Annotated in this window: 23 protein-coding genes and 1 tRNA gene; 15 read left to right on the plus strand and 9 right to left on the minus strand. The window is 41.1% G+C overall.

The features are described 5' to 3' along the window. Window positions 1-20: 20 nt before the first annotated feature. The 3 genes from LEP1GSC199_RS15155 to LEP1GSC199_RS15165 all read left to right on the plus strand — a co-directional run bounded on the left by LEP1GSC199_RS15155 (window position 21) and on the right by LEP1GSC199_RS15165 (window position 3,276). Window positions 21-686, plus strand: a complete 666-nt coding sequence (locus tag LEP1GSC199_RS15155; protein WP_002987393.1) for a TetR/AcrR family transcriptional regulator — start codon at window positions 21-23, stop codon at window positions 684-686. 182 nt (window positions 687-868) lie between these two features. Beyond that, window positions 869-2,731: a PP2C family protein-serine/threonine phosphatase gene (locus LEP1GSC199_RS15160; protein WP_002987322.1), complete on the plus strand. Its 1,863-nt coding sequence runs from the start codon at window positions 869-871 to the stop codon at window positions 2,729-2,731. Window positions 2,732-2,970: 239 nt separating this feature from the next. Then, on the plus strand, window positions 2,971-3,276 hold the full coding sequence (locus tag LEP1GSC199_RS15165) for a hypothetical protein (protein ID WP_002987122.1): 306 nt from the start codon (window positions 2,971-2,973) through the stop codon (window positions 3,274-3,276). 203 nt (window positions 3,277-3,479) lie between these two features. Here LEP1GSC199_RS15165 and LEP1GSC199_RS15170 read toward each other — a convergent pair whose 3' ends face one another. Next, window positions 3,480-4,880 carry a flavin-containing monooxygenase gene (locus LEP1GSC199_RS15170; protein ID WP_002987389.1) on the minus strand — a complete coding sequence of 467 codons (1,401 nt, stop codon included), beginning with the start codon at window positions 4,878-4,880 and terminating at the stop codon, window positions 3,480-3,482. Window positions 4,881-5,016: 136 nt separating this feature from the next. On the opposite strand from LEP1GSC199_RS15170, the gene LEP1GSC199_RS15175 reads away from it, so the two are divergent. Next, window positions 5,017-5,661 (plus strand): TetR/AcrR family transcriptional regulator, encoded by a 645-nt coding sequence (locus LEP1GSC199_RS15175; protein WP_002987087.1) that lies wholly within the window; start codon window positions 5,017-5,019, stop codon window positions 5,659-5,661. Window positions 5,662-5,788: 127 nt separating this feature from the next. After that, window positions 5,789-6,643: an ankyrin repeat domain-containing protein gene (locus LEP1GSC199_RS15180; RefSeq protein WP_002987162.1), complete on the plus strand. Its 855-nt coding sequence runs from the start codon at window positions 5,789-5,791 to the stop codon at window positions 6,641-6,643. A 132-nt stretch (window positions 6,644-6,775) separates the two neighbouring features. Here LEP1GSC199_RS15180 and LEP1GSC199_RS15185 read toward each other — a convergent pair whose 3' ends face one another. Beyond that, window positions 6,776-7,450 (minus strand): CDP-alcohol phosphatidyltransferase family protein, encoded by a 675-nt coding sequence (locus LEP1GSC199_RS15185; RefSeq protein WP_039927098.1) that lies wholly within the window; start codon window positions 7,448-7,450, stop codon window positions 6,776-6,778. A 103-nt stretch (window positions 7,451-7,553) separates the two neighbouring features. On the opposite strand from LEP1GSC199_RS15185, the gene LEP1GSC199_RS15190 reads away from it, so the two are divergent. Then, window positions 7,554-7,630, plus strand: a tRNA-Asp gene (locus LEP1GSC199_RS15190). A gap of 13 nt (window positions 7,631-7,643) precedes the next feature. Here the strand turns inward: LEP1GSC199_RS15190 and fliG are convergent. Beyond that, window positions 7,644-8,663 (minus strand): flagellar motor switch protein FliG, encoded by a 1,020-nt coding sequence (gene fliG / locus LEP1GSC199_RS15195; protein WP_002987461.1) that lies wholly within the window; start codon window positions 8,661-8,663, stop codon window positions 7,644-7,646. 129 nt (window positions 8,664-8,792) lie between these two features. On the opposite strand from fliG, the gene LEP1GSC199_RS15200 reads away from it, so the two are divergent. After that, complete coding sequence (locus LEP1GSC199_RS15200; RefSeq protein WP_002987008.1) at window positions 8,793-9,002, plus strand: hypothetical protein; 210 nt, start codon at window positions 8,793-8,795, stop codon at window positions 9,000-9,002. An 18-nt stretch (window positions 9,003-9,020) separates the two neighbouring features. Here the strand turns inward: LEP1GSC199_RS15200 and LEP1GSC199_RS15205 are convergent, their stop codons facing one another. Genes LEP1GSC199_RS15205 through pdhA form a run of 3 tightly spaced genes read right to left on the minus strand, consistent with a single transcriptional unit; the run spans window position 9,021 to window position 12,357 of the window. Further along, window positions 9,021-10,385, minus strand: coding sequence for a pyruvate dehydrogenase complex dihydrolipoamide acetyltransferase (locus tag LEP1GSC199_RS15205; protein WP_002987147.1), 1,365 nt, complete (start codon window positions 10,383-10,385; stop codon window positions 9,021-9,023). Window positions 10,386-10,395: 10 nt separating this feature from the next. Further along, window positions 10,396-11,370 (minus strand): pyruvate dehydrogenase complex E1 component subunit beta, encoded by a 975-nt coding sequence (locus LEP1GSC199_RS15210; protein ID WP_002987280.1) that lies wholly within the window; start codon window positions 11,368-11,370, stop codon window positions 10,396-10,398. Further along, on the minus strand, window positions 11,371-12,357 hold the full coding sequence (gene pdhA, locus LEP1GSC199_RS15215) for a pyruvate dehydrogenase (acetyl-transferring) E1 component subunit alpha (protein WP_002987407.1): 987 nt from the start codon (window positions 12,355-12,357) through the stop codon (window positions 11,371-11,373). Between the two features lie 105 nt (window positions 12,358-12,462). Between pdhA and LEP1GSC199_RS15220 the strand changes: the two genes are divergently transcribed. Continuing rightward, complete coding sequence (locus LEP1GSC199_RS15220; protein ID WP_002987469.1) at window positions 12,463-13,746, plus strand: hypothetical protein; 1,284 nt, start codon at window positions 12,463-12,465, stop codon at window positions 13,744-13,746. Between the two features lie 122 nt (window positions 13,747-13,868). On the opposite strand, the gene LEP1GSC199_RS15225 is transcribed toward LEP1GSC199_RS15220, so the two are convergent. Both LEP1GSC199_RS15225 and fbp read right to left on the minus strand, forming a co-directional pair. Continuing rightward, the gene (locus LEP1GSC199_RS15225) at window positions 13,869-14,153 is read right to left on the minus strand and encodes a hypothetical protein (protein ID WP_232420804.1); all 285 of its coding nucleotides are present in this window, start codon (window positions 14,151-14,153) and stop codon (window positions 13,869-13,871) included. Window positions 14,154-14,206: 53 nt separating this feature from the next. Then, window positions 14,207-15,241: a class 1 fructose-bisphosphatase gene (fbp, locus tag LEP1GSC199_RS15230; RefSeq protein ID WP_002987080.1), complete on the minus strand. Its 1,035-nt coding sequence runs from the start codon at window positions 15,239-15,241 to the stop codon at window positions 14,207-14,209. 141 nt (window positions 15,242-15,382) lie between these two features. Between fbp and LEP1GSC199_RS15235 the strand changes: the two genes are divergently transcribed. The 6 genes from LEP1GSC199_RS15235 (at window position 15,383) to LEP1GSC199_RS15260 (ending at window position 21,731) form a co-directional block, all read left to right on the plus strand. Then, the gene (locus LEP1GSC199_RS15235) at window positions 15,383-16,171 is read left to right on the plus strand and encodes a hypothetical protein (RefSeq protein WP_002987077.1); all 789 of its coding nucleotides are present in this window, start codon (window positions 15,383-15,385) and stop codon (window positions 16,169-16,171) included. 87 nt (window positions 16,172-16,258) lie between these two features. After that, window positions 16,259-16,477, plus strand: coding sequence for a 30S ribosomal protein S21 (gene rpsU, locus LEP1GSC199_RS15240; RefSeq protein WP_002973784.1), 219 nt, complete (start codon window positions 16,259-16,261; stop codon window positions 16,475-16,477). Window positions 16,478-16,496: 19 nt separating this feature from the next. Further along, window positions 16,497-16,952 (plus strand): GatB/YqeY domain-containing protein, encoded by a 456-nt coding sequence (locus tag LEP1GSC199_RS15245; protein WP_002987263.1) that lies wholly within the window; start codon window positions 16,497-16,499, stop codon window positions 16,950-16,952. A gap of 12 nt (window positions 16,953-16,964) precedes the next feature. After that, window positions 16,965-18,776: a DNA primase gene (gene dnaG, locus LEP1GSC199_RS15250; RefSeq protein ID WP_002987443.1), complete on the plus strand. Its 1,812-nt coding sequence runs from the start codon at window positions 16,965-16,967 to the stop codon at window positions 18,774-18,776. A 16-nt stretch (window positions 18,777-18,792) separates the two neighbouring features. Then, window positions 18,793-20,565, plus strand: a complete 1,773-nt coding sequence (gene rpoD / locus LEP1GSC199_RS15255) for an RNA polymerase sigma factor RpoD (protein WP_002986950.1) — start codon at window positions 18,793-18,795, stop codon at window positions 20,563-20,565. A 56-nt stretch (window positions 20,566-20,621) separates the two neighbouring features. Beyond that, on the plus strand, window positions 20,622-21,731 hold the full coding sequence (locus tag LEP1GSC199_RS15260) for an NADase-type glycan-binding domain-containing protein (protein ID WP_002987115.1): 1,110 nt from the start codon (window positions 20,622-20,624) through the stop codon (window positions 21,729-21,731). A gap of 17 nt (window positions 21,732-21,748) precedes the next feature. On the opposite strand, the gene LEP1GSC199_RS15265 is transcribed toward LEP1GSC199_RS15260, so the two are convergent. After that, window positions 21,749-23,356, minus strand: a complete 1,608-nt coding sequence (locus LEP1GSC199_RS15265) for a glycerol-3-phosphate dehydrogenase/oxidase (RefSeq protein WP_002987271.1) — start codon at window positions 23,354-23,356, stop codon at window positions 21,749-21,751. A gap of 97 nt (window positions 23,357-23,453) precedes the next feature. On the opposite strand from LEP1GSC199_RS15265, the gene tyrS reads away from it, so the two are divergent. Continuing rightward, window positions 23,454-24,680, plus strand: a complete 1,227-nt coding sequence (tyrS, locus tag LEP1GSC199_RS15270) for a tyrosine--tRNA ligase (protein ID WP_002986983.1) — start codon at window positions 23,454-23,456, stop codon at window positions 24,678-24,680. Window positions 24,681-24,704 lie beyond the last annotated feature (24 nt).

Genomic DNA, 24,704 nt, shown 5'->3' on the forward strand with positions numbered 1-24,704 from the left:
CTCGGCTTTTGTCGAGTTTGATGCTAAGTTCTAAGCCAAAACAAATACCGGGGAAGGATACCAAAACCTCTGTTGCAAAAAAGGATGAGGATAGAGGAAAGGACCATAGTCGTCGGATTCTCCTTGTCCAATCCCTTCGGGAACTTCTGCGAGAGGAAGATCCTTCTTCCATTACCTTTGCTAGAGTTTGTGAACGGGCGAAAATTCCCAGAGCCTCAGCCTATCATTTTTTTCCTAATATGGGAGCCTTGTATCTTGGTCTTCGTTTGGTTCATTCTGAATTGGTTTCTGCAAGGTTAGAAAGAGTGGATACCTCGGAATTTGAAACTTGGCAAGATTATGTACATTTTCTTGCGAGAGAAGCAGCATCTGTTGTCAGGGAGGACTTAGCTCTGATGCGAGTGGTGTATGGAGTTCGCAATGAAGAGACCAAAGATGTAGGAAAGGCACTAGATTCTACCATTGCGAAATTGGCTTTGTCCCAAGTCGAAGACCGATTTGTAATTCCAGACTTACCAGATATGGCTCGTAAGGTGGGGATTGCTGTTTCACTCATTGATTCAGTTTTTCGCTACTCGTTTCGGGAACAAGGTGAGATCACCGAAGAGATGGTAAGTGAAGCCGGAAGAGCTGCCGTGGCTTACCTGCGATCTTATCTTCCTGAATTTTTAAAATACAGAAAATAGATTCCTTACCCTTGGGCCCTCGCAGAAAAGAAAAGACCCAAGTAAAAAACAGTCGACATTTGTCGGTTTTTTGTCAAATTACCCCTTACGCCAGAAGTGATGCCTTCGCTGCCTTTTGATTTCTAAAAGAGGCCAAGTGGGGTTTTACCACTTCTTGCCATTTGCGAAAAGGGAGATAATTCATGTTAGTAACAAACTTTGGTGTTTTCTTTAGAAAGTTCAAAAAGGTTTTAGCTCTGTTTGTCTCCTTTGTTCTAGGTCCCACCGAAGGTTTTGTAATGCGGCATCGGATTTTGAATGGAACCCTCCTTGCGGGCATTGTGGCTATGGGTGTCGGGCTTACTTCAGAATTCTTTCGAGAAGGTTTTGAAATCGGAGGACTGATTGCCTTATGGGTAGCCTTTGGGTTTGCTTGTATTTTTTATTATCTTGCACGGTTCCAACACCAGTTTCAAATCCTTATCCTTCCTACCTTTATCATCAGTTCCTTAACATCATTCTTACAAATTCAGTACAGTGGAGGGATTGTAAGCGCCAATGTGATGTTACTTGCTCCTATCCTTGTTTTGAATATGCTCATCCTCGGAAATAAATTTGATTGGTTGGCCATTGTATTTTTTGTCGTGGCTCTTTTTTGTGTGAATTATACCCAAGGAATTCATCCCGAATGGTTTTTTGATTATTCCTCTGAGAAAGCAAGAAGTGAAGATTTCCTCATCACAGGGATATCGATTTTATTTTTACTCGGACTTATGTTACGCACACTCAATCGTTCTTACGAAGATGCGATTGGAGAAGTGAGTCGTTTGAAATACCAACAAGACGGAGATTATTATTTAACCTCACTACTCACTCGTCCTCTTTCTGGAATTCGGATTCGATCCCAATCAGTGCAGTTCCAATCCTATATCAAACAGAAAAAAGCATTCCAATTCAAAAACAAAGAGTATGAACTCGGTGGTGATATTTGTGTAGCAGATCAAATTGTTTTGCGTGGCCGCAGTTATTGTGTATTTGCCAACGGCGATGCCATGGGAAAATCCATGCAAGGGGCAGGGGGAGTTCTTGTTTTTGGAACAGCTTTTCGTGCTTTGATTGAACGAACTCATAGGGAAGGAATTCTTTCGGGATACTTTCCCGAACGATGGTTACATACCGCCCTCAATGATCTGAATGATGTATTCGAAGGTTTTGATGGTTCTATGTCCATGTCCCTTCTTTTGGGGTTGGTAGATGAGGAAAATGGTTTTTTATATTATATCAATGCAGAACATCCATTTCCCATTCGGTTTCGTGATGGGCATGCCGATTTTTTATCGGAAGAGGCAACGAACTTTAAATTAGGGATGCAAAAAGACAAAGCTCGGATTGAAACCTGTTGGATTCGGCCTGGAGACACAATCATCATTGGCTCTGATGGACGAGATGACCTGGGTATGGGAATGGATGCCACAGCGAATCGAGTGATCAATATGGATCACACTTCTATCTTAAGGCAGGTCGAAGAAAGCGAAGGTGATATCGAAAGATTGGGACTTCGCCTCCAAAAGATTGGGGAACTCACAGATGATCTCTCCTTACTCAGCATTCGGTTCCAACCGCAAACACAAGTAGATCCAAAAACAAGAGAGCTAAATTTGGAAGAACCAATTCGCCTCCTGAAAAAAAACAATGACTCCGAAGCTCTGACCCTTCTCACAACGTATGCTGATTTATATGCTTTCGACCCCGCCGTATGGAAATTGTTGCACCGAGTGTATCGTAAATTGGAGAAACCTGCAGAGGCAGGTAGGGCGGCCGAGAATTTTTCTAATACTCATCCATCAGGACTCCAAATGATCCTAGATGGTGCCATCCAATATGCAAAAGCAAGTCTGATCGAAGAAGCCATTGATATGGCAGAGCGGATTTATAGTCGTAAACCTGACGTAATCCCTGTAATCAAAATCCTTGCCCGTCTTTATAAAAAGTCTAAAAGACCCGACAAAGCCGAAGAATACCAAAATGAAATCCATCGGTTACAAAATAGATCGAATGAATCATAAAGTGAAAGGCCAGAAGGCCCTGAGTGAAATCGTATCTTATGGGTTAGGTGAATTCTGCCTGTATTGTTTTTTAGATATGATTACCTTCTTGGTAAATAAATTCGTAAAAAAAGATTCATTTTTCGAGAAATTACACTTCTTATTGCAATCAATACAAAAATGAATTTACTTTTAATAATCCTCGCTTTGTTATCGTACCAATAAGGAAGATTTGATACTATCTTCATAAGGTTACATGTATGGAAGAAAACGAAACAATAGAGATTCCACAGATTCAAGAAGAACCTGCTCCTGAAGTAGCAGTTGTGGTTAAAAAAGCGGCTCCTAAGAAGAAAAAAGCAGCAAAAAAGAAAGCAGCGAAGAAAAAAGCTAAAAAAGCGGCTCCTAAAAAGAAGAAAGCTGCAAAGAAAAAAGTAGCGAAGAAAAAGAAAGCGGCTAAGAAAAAAGTTAAGAAGGCTCTTTCCAAAAAGAGACCAGCGAAAAAGAAAACTGCTAAGAAAAAAGCAGCGAAAAAGAAAGTCGCAAGAAAGAAAAAAAGACGTTAACGACGTTTGGGATAGTAGCTTTAGTTTTTTACCAGGAATATACTTCCTGGAATTGAGTCGGATCTATTATCCCAAAAATCACCATTTTTATCATATCTACAAATTCTTAAAAAGAATATCTTTCTTTTTAGTTTTCAATCTATCAAAAAGTAAATTGACAGTCTTCATCTGGTCACTCAATCGCCATACATTTCTTAAGCCATTTAGCTTTTTTCAGGAGGAACTTGTGGAGACATTAGGTCTTGGAATTGTCCTGGTTTTAATTCTGGCCATCCCATTTTCTTTTGGATTTTGGATCTATACTGTTTGTATGCTACCTGATTGACATAGACTGAGTGGCGACCTGTATTTAGATATTGGATGTTCCCATTGAGCAATGGGCGATCGTTTTGAATCAGTTGGGCAAACCGTTTTGCCGAAGGATTTCCCTTTCGATTTGCATCAATATACGAAGCGATCAAATTTGCCATTTCATCGAACATTTTATAGGCACCGCCGTCTGTTTCCATATAACCAAGCGCATATAAATTTTCGTAATTTCTGTTGAATAAAGTAAGGTAAAGTTCCGGTCTTCCCTGTTTCCACTGAAAGTAACTTTCCTCCATATAGGGGATCGACCAGTTATAACCGGTTGCCAAAATGATGAGATCAATCTTTTCCTTTGATCCGTCCTTAAAGATCACGAAATCACCTTCTAATTTTTCTATATCAGGTTTTGCAATCACATCACCATGTCGTAAATTATGTAATAGTTGATCATTGATGATAGGATGTGTTTCGAAAATTTTATGATCAGGCGCAGGTAAAGCAAGCTTAGTTAAATCACCAACCAGTAGATTCAATAATTTCCCGAGAACAAATTGTGAGAGCCAATTGGGAATCCAATGGGCACCATCACCAAAAACATCCGCAGGTTTTCCCAGAATATGTTTTGGAATGAAATGGTATCCTCGTCTAACACTGATATATGCCTGTTCCGCATTCGCACCTGCGTCACAGGTGATATCACATCCCGAGTTCCCTGCACCTACCACAAGGACTCGTTTTCCTTGAAACAAATGGGAAGATTTATAGTTTACGCTATGTAGAATTTTGCCAGTAAAACTTGACTGTCCTTCGATCGTTGGAATATTAGGCGACCACGTAATTCCACTGGCGCAGACAATTCCGCCAAATAGATACTTCTCGCCAGAACCAGTTTCAACAAACCAATATTTGTCTACTCTTTTGATTTGTTTGATCTCTGTATTGAATTGGATATTAGGATAAAGATTATAAACCTTCGCAAATTCTCTATGATAGTTCAGAATTTGTCTGTTCGAAGGATAATCGGGATACTCATCAGGCATTGGAAAGTCGAAATAATTGGATAGATATTTAGAGGAAATAAAATGAGCACTTTCATACATAGGGGAACCAGGATTTTTTATATCCCAAATGCCACCGACATCACTATGTCTCTCAAATACTTGAAATGGAATTCCCTTAGAGAGAAGGGATCTTGCCATAGCAAGACCTGCGGGACCCGCACCAACGATGCAGATTGTATCAGATTTATCAATGATTCCTTCGGAATCTATATTTTGGTTGTTTTTTAGTTCCATATTGTCCCCATTCTTAACATGAGCAATGCTCATGAAAATATGATCAATGCTCTTTATTTAGAATGAGTCAAATACAAAATGAGACTTAGATCAAAAAAAGAAGTGCAAATATAACCCCGGGAAATCTCCTTTTCTTATGAGTCTTGAGTCAAAAATACCTGTTCAAACCAGGAGTCGGGATCGGGTCGAACTCATTCTAAAAACAGCTAGGGATTTAATTGGAGAAAAGGGAATCGATTCTGTTAGTATGCGAGAGATTGCACAGACTGCAGGAATTCAAATTGGTTCCTTATACCAATATTTTCCAGGAAAAAGCGCCTTATTGTTATCCATCATGAATCAATATTATGATTCACTTTATCAGGAAACAAAACGAATTCTGGATCCTGTTCGGACAATTAAAGAATTGGAAGTGGCAGCGGAAAAAGCCTTCAAACAGTTCATCGATTTTTTTCAGAAAGATCCGGCTTTGGCAAATCTTTGGGCAGGAGTCCGGGCCATTCCCGAATTGGTAGTAGAAGACAATCGTGACACATATAGAAATGCTAATTTAATTATAAGAACAACCATCCGTTGCCTTCCAGTGCTAAAAGAATCGGAAGTCCGTCCTTTTGCTCTCTATTTCAGTCATACAACAGGAATGATTCTTCGATTTGCAAAAGAAATCGATACTGACCACGGTAAGGCGGTGATTAAAGAATCATTGGAAATATTGAGAATACGGCTTCGCGAATTTGAAAAAATTTCGAAACAGAGAGTTAAACTAAAAAAAAAATCCTAATCTGTCTCGAAAAGAAATCTGGAAATTGACCGGAGTTCTCTCCTAACAGGGGCAAAGTGTAAACCATATCCCAACAAATCCTTCAAATTTTCACTTGCTTTGCGAAAGAGTAAAGTAGGATGTTGGAATGAAAAAAATATTTCCACTCCTAGTTTTATGGGGATTCATTGCTTGTTCCAGTTTGCCCTACACAATCGAAGACCGTAAATTTGATAAAGCCAAACAAATGATTGAAGAGGGTGCCGACGTGAACGAAACTTCGGACTGTTTTCATGCCTTAACCATTGCCGCAATGGAAGGGGATGAAAGTCTCGTTAAACTTCTACTTGATAAAGGTGCCAAAGTGGATAACCGTTCTAAAGAATGTGATTATACCGATCGTATTGGACCGTTCCGAATGAAATTTCGTTGGGGTGCTAGGACAGCGCTTGACCGGGTAGCCAATGCAAAAATTGCAAAATTACTTTTGGCAAAAGGGGCTAATCCAAACATCGCCGGATACCGCGAATATACTTTTGCGCCAGACTATGACGTAGCTTTATGGAATGCAGTTCGTAATTCTGATTTTGAATTGGTAAAGGTATTAGTAGAAGCCGGTGCCAATGTGAACGTTTATAATAATTCAGGAAAAAATGCCATTTGGGAAATGGCCGATGCTAGAAAATCCCAAGGGAAACCGGAATTTCTTTCTTACTTACAGTCCAAGGGAATGAAAAAACTTGAAATTACTGATGCAAAAGCCAAAGCAACTGATGGAAAAGTTTTAACTAAATACAAACACATTGCGACAGGTGCTGTGACTGAAATGTCTCTGGATATAGCAAAAGGTGTATATGAAAATCCTAAAAATTATTCAGCACTTACATTAAACGCAGCCGATGGAGCTTATTATCATTATGCGGAATTTGTTTGGGTGGAAACTGGACAAAATTTGTATGAGTGGTATTTACTTCGCCGAAAAAGAACTGGCACTTTGAAATAAAAAATTCAAGGAACATTCTAGTAAAAAGTATACTTTTTCAAGTATAAGGATATATGATTTCTACTTTTGGTTTTTTGTTTTTGACTCCGAAAGTTTTGGCAATTTAAATCATGAGTAGAAATCAAAATCCAATTAGATCTTTTGGTATTTCCTAGCCTGTTTTTTATTTTCAGGATCTAGTTCTATAGATTCTGGATGGAAAACAATATTCCAATACCGAACGACATAGGCGATCACTCCAGCAGTGAGAACAAAAAGTAAAACATAAGCGGAGATCACAGGATACATTAAAAATTCATAGGGTGCGCCGAATTGTAAAAAATATGGCAATGACATATACCAAATCACCGACACTGCTACGATTCCCACTCCAAATTTTCCCCACCAATTAGGTCGTCCTTGTAATCCTCTCTTTAAATACAAATACCCACCAAGCCAAACACCTAAAACCTCGCGGATAAAATAGACAATGAGGATCCAACTGGGAAAATCAAAATGGATCGTAACCACAAAGAGTCCGCCCAGTGTTACCAGCTTGTCGCAAACCGGATCTAGGTATCTGCCAAGGGTTGTTTCTTGGTGGAGGAGACGAGCAAAGAGGCCATCCAAATAGTCACTGAAAACGGCTGCCATTGCGTAGAAAATGGAGGCAAAGAAAGCATGCAGGTTTGCTGGGTTATGTGCATAGTCGAAAGTACTTTGGAAGAAAAAGGGGAGTAACAATACCCTAAATACAGATAGAAAATTGGATAGAGTAAAGATTCGATCCTGGAAAAGGTCTTTGGCTTTTTTTTCTTCGATTTGCATAGAACCAATGCCAGATTCTAAAAATTCTAACGAAAGGCAAGAAAACAAATGAAAACCGTGTTGACTCTCGAAGTCGATTCTATACCTTGGTTTTTATTCCGATGGAGTTGTAGCTCAGTTGGTCAGAGTGCCTGCCTGTCACGCAGGATGTCGCGGGTTCGAGCCCCGTCAACTCCGCCATCGGTTTTTCCCCTCACTCAATATACTCTTCTTTCTCTTTTTTAAATAAAATCTGATTTTCATCCTCTAAGACCCGTGCGACTTGCACAATCTTACTTCTTGCTTCGTTGATCTCTCGTAAGGTGACTCGTGGTTTCATATCAAGAATGTCTAATATATCTTCAGCACGGTTTTGGCTCATATTGTTTAAGAATTTTTTTCGAATCTCATCCCCAGCTCCACGAATGGCAAGAGATATGGAAGTATCATCGGCGAGCCTATTGATGAGGATTCGCATTTCCTTATTATCAAGGGAAAGGATGTCTTCAAAGGTATAAAGTTTTTCACGGACAAGGTCTGCCACATCGGGGGAGGTTTCTTCCAATTCGGAGAGGATCGTTTCCTCTGCCCCTTTTTCCATAAAGTTCAAAATGTTCGCAAGGACATGAGCCCCACCGGCTTCGGAGTATTCCTGTTTGTCCCTTTCTTCATACCGTTTCTTCAAAATCCGAGCGATGTTTTGGATCATGTCCGGATGGGTTTTGGATGTGGTAGCGAGCCGCACGGCAATTTTGGCCTGTTCTGGTTTGGGAAAAAGTTTCAAAACATCGGCGGCTTTTTTGGGATCTAGGTGAGAGAGTGTTACAGCAATGATTTGTGGGGATTCGGTTCCGAGCATTCCTTGCAAAACACCCGGATCCACTTGGTTCAAAAATTCAAAATCATTCTTTGTTTCTTCTTTATGGATCTTCTTTAAAATCACATTGGCTTTTTCCGTGCCCACCGTATGTTCCAAAAGGGATTTGGCAGTAGACAGTCCACCGGATGTGGTTTCATTCAAGTCTTCGATAGTATTATGAAATTCTTTTAGGATGACTTCGCGTTCTTCCTTGGAGATCGACCTGATTTTGGACATTTCCAAAATGACAGCTTCAAGCATTGCATCATCTAAGTGTTTGAGAACATCGGCGGCCCTCTCTTTGCCCAGGGATAAAAGGAGTAGGGCGGCTTTCCTTACGCCAGGAGTGGCGGATGTGGGGTTCTCAGGCTTCATGTGACATAATTCTCCCGGTTTCCTGATACTGTCAAAAAAAACTTATCTAATGAGACAAAATTTTCTAAAGGTCTCATAAAAACGTACGATACCCTTTGTAAGTTAGAAAGATAAGGAAATCAAAACCAGATGGACAAAGCACACAAATTCAAAAGCACTCTCGAAAGATACATCCACTACCGGGGAATCGATATCGTTCTCCACCTCAAAGACGGACAAAGCATTGAACTCGATAAAAATCGCCAAATGATGGACGATGTAGTGATCGGGAACTTAGCCAATGGTGTGGTGCGGATTCCCGTCGCTGACATCCAAAGTGCCGATTTTTTCGCCGCTTAAGTTTAACATCTCCTAGTTTCAAATAACACCCGCAATCAGGCTCGGACGTTCGAGAAGGGTCTTTAGGGTTTTTAGGAATTCGGCCCCAACAGCACCATCGATCACTCGGTGGTCGCAAGAAAGGGTCAGAGACAAAACTCTACCCGCAACTACGGCTCCATTTTCCACAACCGGTTTTTCTTCCACAGAACCCACCGCAAGGATGGCGCTCTCCGGTTCGTTGATGATGGCCGTAAACATGCTTATCCCATACATTCCCAAATTCGAAATGGTAAAGGTTCCATTCGAAAATTCTTCCGGTTTCAATTTTCGTTCCCGTGCTTTTTTTGCCAGTTCCTTCACTTCTCTGGAAATCTCTAAAATGGATTTTATATCTGCATTTCGTATGACAGGTGTTAATAGACCTCCATCGAGCGAGACGGCAATCCCGATATCCACACGACCAAATTGCAAAATGGAATCTCCTTGGAAGCTGGCATTCACCTTGGGATGGAGTCTCAGAGCCGCCGCAGTGGCTTTGACTATGATATCATTTAAGCTGACCTTCATTTGTATTTCCGGATCTAAATGTTTTTGGAATTCCAAAAGGTCGGCTCGGAATCCTTCCATGGCTTTGGCATTCACATCTACATTCAAATAAAAGTGGGGGAGATTTTGTTTAGATTCGGTAAGACGTTTGGCAATGGTTTTACGCATTCCATTGAGTGTCACCACTTCATCCGACCGAGAAGCAACTACATTGGAAGATCTGGAGCTTGTTCCTTTGTTCAATGTATCAAGAACATCATTTTTTGTGATTCGGCCTTCGGGACCCGTTCCAATCACTGTGTGTAAGTCGATTCCATGTTCCATGGCAATGGACTTAGCCAAAGGGGAAGCAAGAACTCGTAAGGTCCCACGATTTGCGGAGACTCCCACACTCGCACCGTTTTCTTTGGGGTTTGGTGACTGCGGTTTTGGTTGCGAAGTCAAACCTTTTGTATCTTTTACAGAGGAAACTACCACCGAATCTGCATTTGGTTCTGGTGTTTGATTTTTCGGCGTAGGATTTGTATCTTCCTTAGGATTTACTGCTTTTGGGTTTGGACTTGGGACGGAAGAACTTTTTTGTGGAATTCCAGCTAACAAAGAGTTAATGTCTTCGCCTGGTTTTCCAATCACTGCAAGTGCTTCACCTACCTTTAGTTTGGCGCCTTCGGTGTGCAAGATTTTTAGAATCACTCCGGTTTCAAAGGCTTCCATTTCCATTACTGCTTTGTCAGTTTCTACTTCGGCAATGATGTCGCCGGGAGATACGGAGTCTCCTTCTTGTTTCAACCACTTTACAATGGTTCCTTCCTCCATAGTTGGGGAAAGTTGGGTCATTTCTTGGATCTTTGCCATTACGGTTCTCCTACTGTAACATCTCGCGGATGGTATCGGCAACTCTTGTTGCATTGGGCAAACTCATTCGTTCTAAGTTGGCAGCGTAAGACATAGGTACATCGATTTGTGTCACTCGTTCGACGGGATGGTCCAAATAAGCAAAGGCATTTTTTTGGATGAGGTAAGCAATTTGTGCCCCAAATCCAGCTACTGGCCAACCTTCTTCTACAACCAGCGCACGGTTTGTTTTTTTTACCGATTCATAAATGAGATTTTCATCTAATGGACGTAAGCTGCGGAGATCCACTATTTCCACTGAAATTCCTTCTTTTTCTAAGAGGGCAGCGGCTTCTTCAGCAAACACAAGGGCCCTTGACCAAGTAACAAGCGTAATGTCTGTTCCTTTTCGTTTGATCTCCCCAAGTCCTAGAGGTATGGTGAATTCTTGTTCGGGGACTTCTCCTTTGGCCCCATACAACACTTCTGATTCGATAAAGATCGTGGGGTTATTGTCCCTGATGGATGATTTGAGTAGGCCATAAGCATCCTTTGGGGTTGCAGGACAAACCACTTTGAGGCCCGGGCAATGGGCATACCAGGATTCAAAGGCTTGTGAGTGTTGGGCACCGAGTCTTCCCCCCACACCGCCGGCTCCTCGAAAGACAATCGGCATCGGGAACTGGCCCCCACTCATATAATTGATTTTAGCTGCGGAGTTGATGATTTGGTCAATGGCAACGAGAGAAAAGTTCCAAGTCATAAACTCAATGATAGGACGTAGACCCACCATGGCAGAACCCACTCCAATTCCCGCAAATCCATTTTCTGAAATTGGGGTGTCGATGACACGTTCCTCTCCGAACTTGCCGAGCATTCCTTGGGAAACTTTATAAGCACCTTGGTAGTGGCCCACTTCTTCTCCCATTAAATAAATCAATGGATCTTTTTCCATCTCCTCAACCATAGCACGGTTCAATGCTTCTCTGTAGGTAAGTATGGCCATCTATTTGTCCTCCGCATACACATACTTGTGTAGTTGAGAGAGAGGTGGTTCTGGTGAGGTCTCCGCATACTCGTATGCCTCATCGATTTGGGTTTGGATTTCTAAATCCATTTTATCTAATTCTTCTGTCTTTATCCCTCCTAACTCTAGTTCGTGACGAGCACGCATTAGGGGGTCTTTCTTTTTATAAGCATCCAATTCTTCTTTGGTTCTATATTTTGCCGGGTCAGACATGGAATGGCCACGGAAACGATAAGTAGAAACTTCAATGAGAGTGGGGCCTTCGCCGCGACGAGCTCGTTCGACTGCTACTTGAACGTGGTCTCTTACTTTCCTTACCTCATCGCCTTCGATATGATCCCGTGCCATATCGTAAGCATAAGCTCTGACAGAAACATCTTTGACAGCAAGGGCACGGTATTCGGGAGTACCCATCGCATAATGGTTGTTTTCGCAAATAAAAACTACTGGGAGTTTCCAAATGGCAGCTAGGTTTAAACCTTCATGAAAGGAACCGATGTTTGCTGCTCCTTCCCCAAAAAAACAGATCGTAACGGAATCTTCTTTTTTGTATTTGGAAGCAAAGGCAATGCCGGCAGCAAGAGAGATATGTCCTCCTACGATTCCGTGCCCTCCCATAAAGTGAGCGTTGCGATCAAAAAAGTGCATGGAACCACCGTTACCTTTTGAGATTCCTGTTGCTTTACCAAATAACTCTGCCATCAGAGGTTTTGGATTTAGACCCCTAGCCAAAGCATGGCCGTGGTCTCTATAGGTAGAAACAATATAGTCTTTTGGGGTGAGGGCGGCAATGGAACCAACCCCAACAGCTTCTTGACCGATATACAAATGCAAAAACCCACCAATTTTTCCTACACTATAGGCTTTGGCGGCGGCTTCCTCAAACTTTCGTATAAGTACCATTTGTCTGTAGAACTCTTTCAACTCGCTCACAGATTGTGAGTCTTTTGGGACAGAAGAAACCAACTAGAACCTCCAAAACCAGTAAAAAACTACACCATTTAGACGGAGAATGAAAGCAAAAATCTTGCTCTCAGAAGGATCGTTAAAGACAGTTTCCTTAGGACCTTTATGAAAATTACGAATGCTGGTATCGAATTCTTAGAATTCAATGAATTTAGAAATTTTGCCGTTGATTATGATTTGTTAGGTTCTGTATCTCTCAGTGAACCTGTTGTAGATAAAAATGGTAGTATCTTAATCAAAGAAAAAGTTGCCATAAAAGAAAACATTTTAAAGAAACTGGAAGGGATGGAAGGAAACTACATCCCTTCCTTTAAGTTGGCAATGTCAAAGGATTTGATGAGAATGCTTCGAATGGTTCTTTCGAAAGCCATCCTTAGCCGAATCGAAGATAGATCCAATGAATTTATTTTTCACTTATATGAACAAAATGCGGAAAGAATGGCAAGCCTCAAAGGCATCATTCAAAATGCCTTTTATTCTAAATCCCTAGCACTGTCTTTTTTTCGAATTCTACTCAGCCACAAAGAGTTCTTTAATCACTTAGCTGACTTTGGGCTTTTAAGTTTAGGATCTGTGATTCAAAAACAATACGGCTTTAAGATGGTAAACCGCTTCAGTTTCCTTGCAGGTCTTTGTGCAGATATTGCAGTATCTAAAGAAGGATTGTACAAACAAAGTTTTTTGGGTTCGTCGCTTTCATCTGCAGTCAACCTCTCTTTGGAAATTGCAAGGAAACTCAATCTTCCAGAAGAAGTCATTAGTGCTATCAATAACCATGGTTCGAATGGATTCGAAATTCCTGGTGTTGTTCCTGCCACAGTCAATGTAGAGGACTTACGCAAACACCAATTAAACCAGGACCTACTTGCAGGGAGTGGAATGGAAGATGATTCCAGTGATGATGAAGAAGACGCAGGTGAGTATGCAGATGATACCGCAGCTGTCACTTTAGATGCATTAAAGATTGCTCGTTATATCATGGAAAATTTGAAGGTAACAACCGAGAAGGAACATGTCTCGGAAAAACTCCTTGTTATGTTTACTTACAATGCAGAGAAGGGACTTTTCCGTAAGGATCTGGCTGATCCAATGATTGACCGCTTTAAAGAATTCGACCAGGCAATCAAACGTATTCGTACGATTGCAGAAATTGAAAACAAATGTAAGTTTCCCACTTCTGCTTGGGCCTATCCAAAACCAAAAGCAGCACAGATTCTTTGTAAGGACAAAAATTACCAATGCCCTTGGATTGTAAACGGTTGGGATTTACGGATCATTTCACCACAAGATCCTTTTGGCCATATTGGAACCTCTCTTGATGTAGGAACCTATCCCAAATGTGCTTTAGAGGAAGAACTCCATGCAAAAATCAAGTATACTGACTCTTAGTGGAAATGTAGTTGGGAACGAAAGATTTGAATTAAAGTAGAGAGAATTTTGAAACTGTATGTGGGCTTAAAAAACAAAAACCAACCGAAACTCGGTTGGTTTTCTTTTACAGAAAAAGATGATTAGAAACCTGCTGGTTTTTTAATGTCTTTAGTTGCGTCGTTGATCGCGCCTGTTGCTGCTTTTTTAGCTTCTGCTTCTGCAGTTTTTACTGCTGCATCTACTTTTTTCTCTACTTCTGTAGTTACTTTTTTAGCTGCATCTTCAACAGATTCCATTTTTTCTTCAACAACTGGTTCTTCCTTTTTACAGAAAGCAAGCCCAGAAGCCATAGTGACACCAAGAATTAAAACGAGTAGTTTTTTATTCATTGAAAGTTTTCTCCTAAAATCTTTTAATTCTGCCAAAACTACCCGATAATCATTTCCAATGAAAGAAATTTCTGTATTTGTTTTGAAAATTATGCCTTGGGAATGAACGTAAGGAATTCTTCTACTTCCTTTTTGCTCCCAATAATGAGCGTTGTTCTTTCATGAAGGTCTTTCGGATTTAGGTCTAGGATTCGTTCTCCTTTCACTGTTACCGCCATTCCTCCCGCTTGTTCAGCGATGAAAGCCATTGGGGCCGCTTCGTATAACAAACGTAGTTTTCCGTTCGGATATTTTGATGATTTTGTATCATTAGGATAGAGGAAGATTCCCCCTTTGAGTAAGTTCCTATGGAAATCCGCAACAAGTGAGCCAATGTAACGAGCTGTTTTTGGTTTTTTGCCGCCTTCAATGGATTTGATCTTTTGGAGGTAGGCCTGGACTTCCGGGGACCAATAAGAAGCATTCCCTTCGTTGGCAGAATAAATATCTCCTGATTCTGGCATTTTCATATTGGGATGGGACAATAGAAATTCACCTACACTCGGATCTAAGGTAAAACCTGAGACTCCCTTTCCTGTGGAAAGAACAAGCATGGTGGACGATCCGTAAATGATGTATCCTGCACAACGTTGTAAATGGCCTTGTTGGAGAAGGTCTTTTTCCGTCCCCGGTTCTTTGGAGTTGGGTTCTAAACGTTGGTGGATGGAAAAAATAGTACCGATAGAAACATTTGTATCAATATTCGAAGATCCGTCCAGGGGATCGATCGCCATGGTATACTTTCCGATATTGTAACCCCCAGGGATGGGAATGATGTTTTCGTGTTCTTCACTGGCAAGGACACAAAGGTGGCCACAGATCTTTAGGGATTGGTTGAAGGCATTGTCTGCATATTGGTCCAGTTTCATTTGGGTTTCGCCCTGGACATTGGTGTCTTCTGTGGCACCCAGGATATCGTCCAAAAGTCCCGCTTTTCTGACCTCTCGGCCCACAATTTTGGCCGCATAGACTAGGTGGCTGAGTAGGGCTGTAAATTCTCCGGAGGCATGAGGGATTTTGAGTTGCTCTTCTAGAATGAATTGCGATAGAGAGATAAGTTTTTTTTGTTTCGGTGTTGCGTTCACAGGTTCCCCGATTAGTTTTTACACCATTTTGGGGGCATAACGTCAGGAGCAATCCTTTCTCCTTTTGATTGGTGAAGTCCCAACCGATACTAAAACTAGATTCCGATGATAGATTCAACTCATGTAAGTACTTCCCCCTCCATGCAAATGACAGATTACCATTCTAGGCGTCTTGGCATTAGTTTTGCCAGTGTGGGCGCCCATTTGGGTTGGGTGTATCTTGCCGGCGAGATTGTCTATGAATTTGGCCAAACCGAAAAAGAGGAATGGCTTCGCAGTCTTGTTTCTACACAAATCTCGGATCTTGTTCGAAACCTAGAATATATGGATCCAAAATCCTTAGGGACTTTTTCGGAAAAAGGAAAGGACTTTAAAATCAATATTATGCGTCTTCCTGAAGGAGAGGTTCCCGTTTTTGTCCTGGTGGCCCAAGAAGTGGAACCGGAACTTTCGATGCGAAACTGGGAAGACCTTTCTAACCAAGTGTTGACCTTTTGTGCCACGGGGATTTCCTTACGAGAAAAGAACCTTCTCGATTTCCTAACTATCACAGATCCGATCCGAAAGAAAATGGAACGTTCCTTCTCGGCTGATGTACATTCGGGAGTGATTGCTTTTTTCCATCTCCAAGACCTTTCGCCTTTTTTCAAACCCCTCGGCGTTGTCAAAAGCCAAGAGATTCTTCGGGAAGTCACAGCCACTTTACACAAAGAGACCCGGGAAAACGAATTCAATTTCCAACTAAACCCCCGTTCTTACTTTCTATTCTGCCCAGGAGAAACTCTTGATGGTGCTAACCACCGCTTTGGATCTCTCTATTTTCCGTCCAAACATTTGATTTTGGACTACAAGCTGAAGATTTTTCCCATCGATCGGGAGATTTTGGCTGATGATTCCCGGTTTTCTTCCATTTTTATCGAAAATTTCTGATTTGTTTTTCGGCTGAATTGACAAATCAGAGCGTTTTCCGTTACCGTCAAAACTAGACCATTTTTACAAAAGGACAGTTGTTTGTCTATGACCCCACAAGTAGGGATTTATTTAAAAGAAGGGGAATCAATCGAGGCTGCGCTTCGAAGGTTCAAAAGAGATTGTGCAAACGCTGGTATTATGAGCGAAATCAAACGTAGAGAATACTTTGAAAAACCAAGCGTTGTGAAAAAGAAAGCTGTTGAAGCTGCGAAACGCAAACGAGACAAAAAGAAAAGACTATTCGCTAAAAAAGATAAACTTTAATCTTTAAGTCGGTTTTAGAATGACCCTTCAAGAGACGATCAATACCGATCTAAAGACGGCGTTAAAGGCCAAGGATGAAACCGTCCTGGGAACTTTGCGTCTTTTGAAAGCGGAAATTCAATATGAATTAACCAAAACCGGTGCTTCCGAGCTGACGGATACTGCTGTGATGCAGATCCTCAAATCTAATTTCAAACGCAGAAAGGACACGGCAGTCGAATATGACAAAGCCAATCGTCCCGATCTTTCGAGCAAAGAAATTCAGGAAGCAGAAGTCATCTCTCGTTATATTCCAGAAGAAGTCTCCGATGAAGAAATCTCCAAGGCAGTTGCAGAAGCCATTGGAGAATTGAATGCTAGCGGAGCCCAGGATATGGGAAAGGTGATGGGTAAAGTTATGGCAAAATTTAAAGGACAAAATATAGACGGCTCCAAGGTATCCTCCCTCGCAAAACAAGCACTTAGCGCCCGTTAATACTGTTATACTGTGAATCCTTACCAAAGTTTTAAAGAAAGAGTTCGCAGAGAAGTCTCCATTGACTCATACATCAACAGATTTGTTCCCTTACGTCGTATGGGAAGAAATCTTGTGGGTATCTGCCCATTCCATAATGAAAAAACTCCCTCCTTCAATGTAAATTCAGAAGGTGGATTCTATCACTGTTTTGGATGTAAAGCGTCTGGGGATTTATTTCGTTTTGTGATGGACTACCAGAAGGTAGACTTTCTCAAATCTTTGGAAATTCTTTCTGATTATTCTGGCATTCCTCTTGTAGAAAGAACCAAAGAAGAAGAAGAGTCCGATCGTAAAAAAGAAGCCCTCTACCAAATTTCGCAAAAAGCCTTAGAATACTTTCAAAAGAATTTAAATACCCAGGCCGGCGAAGTGGCACTTAAATATTTAGAATCTCGTGGAATATATGCCGAAGATTTAAAAGTTTTTAAAATTGGATTTGGTCTTCCTGGATTTGGGAATTTACGTCAAGATTTGTTTAAAACAGAAACCGAAGTGAAGTTAGGTGAACAGTTAGGACTTCTCAAACGGCAAGACCAAAATAGAGATCCTTATGATTTTTTTCGCAGTCGCATTATGTTTCCGGTGATTGATACGAAAGGAAGAGTGATTGCCTTTTCTGGAAGAATTTTGGGTGAATCAGAAGAAGCTAAATACATCAACAGTCCGAATTCTCTGATCTACGACAAAAGTCGCACATTTTATAATTTAAATTTAGCACAAGATAGCATTCGGAAAACGAGAGAAGCCGTGATCGTCGAAGGTGTGTTTGATGCCATTGGACTCTTTCGCAAAGGGATTGAGTTTGTTGTCGCTCCTCTCGGAACTGGATTTACGGAAGGGCATGTTCGTATATTGAAGAATCTGGCGGACAAAGTATACTTAATGATGGATTCCGATAAAGCGGGAACCAAAGGTGCCTTTCGGGCAGTGAATCTCCTTTCGAAAGAGGGGGTGAGTGTAAAAGTCTGTCATATTCCGGAAGGAAAAGATCCTTTTGATTATTCCCTCCACCACAACAAACAAGAAATTCGTGATTTACTCGAAGCGGCGGCTCCTGCCTCACAATTTATGATCCGAGAAGTTCTCGGCGGGGCAGGTCCTACTTCCCTTGCCGAAGAAAAACAAGCCAGTGTCAAAAAACTCTTCGAATTTTTGCGCCCCATGGAAAAGGAAACGGACAAACAGGTCTATTTAGAAGAGGGGGCACGCCAACTCGGACTTTCGTTTTCTTCCCTTTTTCAGGACTTTCGTGGCAAACCAGGGGTAACTTCGACCCCCTCCGTGGTCGATACTAAGAAGGAAAGAACACAGGCCAAACCGGGAAAAGTTTCCCCCATTTTGGTTTGTGAACGAAAGATGATCGCCATGCTCATTCAGAATTTGGAACTTTTTAGTTTCGCTGATGATTTGCTGACATTAGAGTTTCGGGATGAGGTATCTGCCTTTCTTTGGGACTATTTATATACTAAGTATTTGCAGAATGAGAACCTAACAGCTGCAGAAATTCTTTCGAGGGAAGAGATTCCTTCGGAATACCTGGGAATGATTGCCGAACATTTTACGGCCGATGATTCGACAAGCCCAGGGCTTTTTAAAGGGATGTTTCTTTACCATGCGGATTTGTTGGATGACGCAAGGATGGAAGAACTTGTCAAAGAGATGGCCAAACCTGACTTAACGATTGAAGAAAAGAACAATCTTTTGTCAGAACTTTCACTGTTAAAAAGTGAAAAAAATAAGAGATCCGTGTATCTCCGAACGATCCAAACGTTAGAAGTTTAAAGAGGATAGAGGTAGAATGGAAAATCTAGCAAGCCTACCAGAAGTACAAAAGATCATCTCGATCGGAAAAGCAAATCGAGAGGTTTCTTATGATGAAATTAATGAAATACTTCCGGATAAAATCTTAAATTCCGAAAAGATCGATGATGTCTTTACTTTGTTGCACGAGATGGGGATTGAAATTGTAGAAGAGTATTCCAAAAAATCTTTGGAAGAATCTAGTTCCCTGACAACGACCAAAGAAGAGACAAACAAAGAAACAAAAGAGAAACCTGCACGTAAAAAAAGAGAGTCCAGTGTTTCTTCAAGTTCCGAAGATCCCATCCGCCTATATTTAAAAGAAATTGGTAAAGTATCCCTTATCTCGGGAGAAACAGAAGTGTTTCTTGCCAAACGAATTGAGAAGGGTGAAAAGATCATTGAAGAAACAATTCTTAGTTCTTCAATACTACGCCAAAACTTTGCAAAACTCATTCCAAAGATTAAGTCCAAAAAGATCAAGGTATATGACCTTGTAAAAGTGGACAAAATGTACGCACTCAACCAAGAGCAAGCGGACAAATTGGAAAAAGTATTCTTTGAAAATATGGAACTCATCCAACAGGATGAAAAAGTATTAAACGAATCCACAAACAGGATTCGTAAGTATTCTGAGAACTCGAAGAAGTTCAAAGAACTCAAAGAAAAAATTGATTTATCCACCGGAAAAATTGACGAAGCCATTCGTAAAATTGGTGTTTCTCAAAAAGAAATCCAAAAGATCTCTCAAAAGATCAAATCGATGGTTTTCCGTGTTAAGGAAATTGAAAAGCATTTCCTTAAAATCAAAGCCAAATACGGACATGATGTTCGTGAAATCAAAGCCCTCAACCGTTTCATCGAAAAAAATGAAAACTTAGATGAAATCGAAAAGATGATGGGTTGTGATATTGATGAAGTTCGGGAAGTCATCAAAGACATTCGCAACAACGAAAGAAAACTCCGTCGTATGGAACAGGAAGCTGGATCTCCTGTTGGCGAAATTAAAGACTGGGGTGAAAAAATCATCAAAGGCGAAAGAGAAATTGCACAAGCGAAAAGAGAACTTGTGCGAGCAAACCTTCGTTTGGTGGTCTCTATTGCGAAACGTTACGCCAACCGTGGAATGCATTTTTTTGATCTCATCCAAGAAGGAAATATTGGTCTTATCCGCGCTGTGGATAAGTTCGAATATAAAAAAGGTTATAAATTTTCTACTTATGCTACTTGGTGGATTAGGCAAGCCATCACTCGTGCAATTTCTGACCAGGCACGAACCATCCGAGTGCCTGTTCACATGATCGAACAAGTGAACAAAGTGATTCGGGAAACTCGTCTCTTTGTCCGAGAGTTTGGCCGTGACCCGTCCAATGATGAAATTGCCGAACGACTCGGCTGGCCTGTTCAAAAAGTTAAGGCTGTGAAAAACGTAGCCCGAGAGCCAATTTCTCTCGAGATCCCTGTGGGTTCGGAAGAAGATTCGGAACTCGGAGATTTCATCGAAGACAAGGAAGTGATCTCGCCACTGAACTCTGCGGCATCTTCTATCCTTTCTGAACAAATCCGTCAGGTTTTACAAACACTTCCGGCTCGGGAACAAAAGGTCATTCGGATGCGGTTTGGTTTGGATGATGGGTATGCGCAGACATTGGAAGAAGTGGGGTATCAGTTTAAGGTGACTCGGGAAAGGATTCGTCAGATTGAGGCCAAAGCACTTCGAAGGCTTCGTCACCCAAGTCGTTCCAAAAAACTCAAAGACTATATCGATTAAGAGAAATTGTTTTTCGCTTGATCGTCCTTTCGTTCAGATTCATGGTTTGACAGTCCATGGGTCTGAACCAATCTACTATTTCTACAATTCTTCCTTCTTTTAGAAATTCCTATCCAACCGTTATTCTTTGGCTCGTAATTTTCCTATCTGTTTTTGCAGGTTTCCAATGTAAGGGTTCCGAAAAACAATTTGATTACTTGCGAACCCAAAGTGTGGGCCAAGTCAGTCCCGAAGAACCGTGGCGGTTCAGTCCAGAATTTTCCTTAGATAACAAACTCACCACGGCGTTTTGTGCCAATTCCAAAGAGGTGGGTTCTGGATTTACTTTGTATTTAAAATCCTATTCGGAGTTTTCCGCCTTACAGATATTCAATGGATTCCATAAGTCTGCTTTGGATTTAAAATCGAATGATGCTGTGAAAAAACTTCGCATTACAACATTTACTATGGAAACAGAAGATTTAAAATCGAAATTGAATATCGGTTCCACAATCGATTTAGAACTGACGAAACCCAAGTTTGGCAAATCGGGATTTCAAGTATTGGATTTAGATTCTAAGTTCCAAGGTAATGTCATTCGATTCGAAATTTTGGAGACCCATGGTCTGGGTTCCACGGGACGAGTTTGTATTTCCGAAGTTTCATTTGGGGAAATAAAAAAAGATAACTTTGTATCTTACCCTTGGGTTTCCTTTGATAAAATTAAAAATACCATCATCCAATTTGGCAAAGCGGAACGCCACTTTTCTGGATTCAAACAACTGGTTTTGGCCAATGAAAAGGGAACCATTTCCTTTTATGACCAAGGAACCATCCTGCCTGTGTTTTTTAAATCCGACCAAACGTTTAGTTTTTCGGAGATGTATGGAGAGGGAGATCCTTTGGGATTTTTACCTTCGATTGTGGGAACTTATAGTATCCTCCAATCCTCAGAAGAGGGACTGGAGCTCAATTTAAGTTATTATGATAATGGTGGGATCGAACGGAATATTTCCTGGATATTCAAACGAGCCGAAGTGGGTGATGAAGACTATGAAAACTTCAAAACCAAACTAGGAACTCAGTTTTCCGAAGTTTTTAATCCCAAAACTCACTACTTACTTGTGTTAAAAGAAAAGGAATCAGGAAGAACTTTTTATCATTACGAACTAGCCAAACCAAAATAGATTTGGCTTTTTAGTTTTTAACTGATCGTTTTCTTTAAATCTTTGATATGATTAAGGATTTCGTTTAAAGAGGATTTTTTCTCTGTTTCCTTCCAACCCAGTTCTTTGCCGAGAGCATTGGCTACGGGAACTGCCAAAGATTCTGCTAGTTTCAAATCCAAAAACACAACTCGCCACCTTCTTGAAAGAACATCAGTAACAGAGAGTGCAAATTCCTTTTTCACAAAATGTTTGATTTCTTCTAGAAAGTAACCGGAGCCTTTTTTGATCTCCTTTGGTTTTTTTCCCAGAATGAAGGAAACTTCGCCGCCATACGCATCCACCAAACGAACGGAAGTTTCATAAGAAAGATCATACAGTGTTTGCACTTTTGCTACAAGATGTTTGGAATACCCATCGGCACCAGGAAAGGCAAAACTTGCTGTCACACAATTCATCTTGGGTGGCAAGTTACCTACGGATATGAGTTTGTCAGTAAGGTCCTCAGCCATTTTGCGAAAGGTAGACCACTTCCCACCAGACATGGTGACAAGACCCGATTCGGAAACAAGGATGGCTTCCTCTCTAGATATTGACTTTGTATCTTTTTTATCACCAGTAGAGATAAGAGGACGAAGGCCAGAAAAAACAGATTCGATATCCTCTTTGGTTAACTTGGTATCCAAATAATCATTTCCGGTTTTGAGTAAAAATTCTACTTCGGATTGGAGAGGTAGAGGTTCCTCATCAATTTTTTGGATGGGGGTGTCTGTGGTTCCGAGAAGGACTTTTCCTTCCCAAGGGATGACAAATACCACTCGTCCATCGGCAGTTTTGGGGATGATCATGGCCGTGCGACAAGGTAACTTTTGTTTGTCGAAGACTAGGTGGATTCCTTGGCTTGGAGCAAGGACGTTTTCTGCTTTTGGGTCGTCCAGTTTACGAAGAGAATCAATCCAAACTCCTGTGGTATTGGCGACGACTTTGGCTTTGATCGTGACTTTCTTTTTTGTGATTAGATCTTTTGCGGTCACACCGGTGATCTTTCCGTTTCCATCTTTTAAGAAGGATATGACTTCGATGCGAGACAATACATCTGCTCCATTTTCTTTGGCAGCTCGCACTGTGGTGACATTGAGTCTTGAGTCATTGAACTGGGCATCGTAATAGGAAATTCCACCCTTTAGTTTTTCTTTTTTTAAAGAGGCAAAATAATCCAATGCTGTCGCTTTGGAAATTCTTTCATGGCCTGGAACAATGGATCTACCCGCAAGGATGTCATACATAGTAAGTCCAATGGAGTAAAAAGGTTTTTCCCACCAAACATAGGTTGGTAATACAAACTGTAGAGGTTTTACTAAGTGAGGGGCATTGATCAGGAGACGTTTTCTTTCGGATAGGGCCTCGTAGATTAGTTTGAAATGGAACTGGGCGAGGTAACGAACTCCTCCATGGATGAGTTTTGTGGACCTGGAACTAGTTCCTGCCGAGAAGTCTTGTTTTTCGAGAAGGGCTACTTTGTATCCGCGAAGAGATGCATCCAATGCCGTACCAGATCCAGTGGCTCCACCGCCCAGTACTAAGACATCGTAGTCAGTTGATTCTAATTGTTTTAGTGTTTGTTTTCTTTCATCTAAATGATTCATAAGGGTTTTTACGTACTTTGGTGGTTGCCTATAGAGATTCTAAGGTTAGTATTGTCAAAAGTCACCATTTCGACCATCGAAAATTTTTGAATTTGTTATGAAAACTGAAAGAGAATTGAACCAAGAATTAGAAACCATCCGCCGAGGCACTGTCGAGATCATTAGCGAGGCAGAACTTTTAGAAAAGATAAAATCCAAACCTAGCCTTACGATTAAGGCGGGTTTTGATCCCACAGCCCCCGATTTACATTTAGGACATTTCGTTTTACTCAGAAAACTGAAACACTTCCAAGACTTGGGTCATGAAGTCTGCTTTATGCTCGGTGATTTTACGGCAATGATTGGTGACCCCACAGGAAAATCAGAAACAAGAAAACGCCTTACGAAAGAAGAGGTATTGGAAAATTCCAAAACCTACCAAAACCAAGTTTTTAAAATTTTAGATCCGAACAAAACAAAAATCCTCTACAACTCTCATTGGTGTTCGGAGATGAAGTTCGAAGATGTTTTGGTTTTAACATCCAAATATACTGTTTCTCAAATGTTGGAAAGAGACGACTTTACAAAACGCCATAAAGCGGGAACTCCGATCTCTATGATTGAGTTTTTATACCCACTGGTGCAAGGTTATGATTCCGTTGCGATGAAAGCGGATGTGGAACTGGGGGGAACAGACCAAAAGTTTAATATGTTAGTCGGTCGCGACTTACAAAGAGAATACGGTCAAAAACCACAATCGGTCATCACACTGCCACTCCTCGTTGGTTTGGATGGTGTGAAAAAGATGTCCAAGTCTCTTGGTAACTATGTGGGAGTGACAGAAAAACCCATCGATATGTATGGAAAGATCATGTCCATCTCAGATGATTTGATGTGGAATTACTTTGAACTTTTGACAGACCTTCCTCGATTGGAAATGGAAAACAGAAAGGCAGGGATCACTTCTAAAACTCTCCATCCCAAAGAAGTCAAAACGGAACTGGCTCTTCTTGTGATGGACCAACTCCATCCAGAAGAGGAAAACAGAAAGGCAGTGGAAGAGTGGACAGCCATTCACAATACGAAAAACCGAGCTCTTCCCGATGAAATTCCGACAGAGAATTTGGATCCTTCCTATTTTGCAGAAAAACCACCGCTATTGGTTTATGTTTTGTCCCAGTTAAAATTCATTCCGAGTGTGTCGGAAGGGCGTAGGCTTATCCAAGCCGGTGGTTTGTATTTGGATGAAGAAAAAATCACTGATCCGGGACTCTCTTTGGAGCTGGGAAAGGAATACCTGATCCGCCAAGGAAAGAAGGGAAAATTTTTAAAGATAAAGACTTAAGGGAGATGGTCGGTCGTTTTAGAA

Source organism: Leptospira vanthielii serovar Holland str. Waz Holland = ATCC 700522, from assembly GCF_000332455.1.
In the GTDB taxonomy this organism is placed as follows: Bacteria; Spirochaetota; Leptospiria; order Leptospirales; family Leptospiraceae; genus Leptospira_A; species Leptospira_A vanthielii.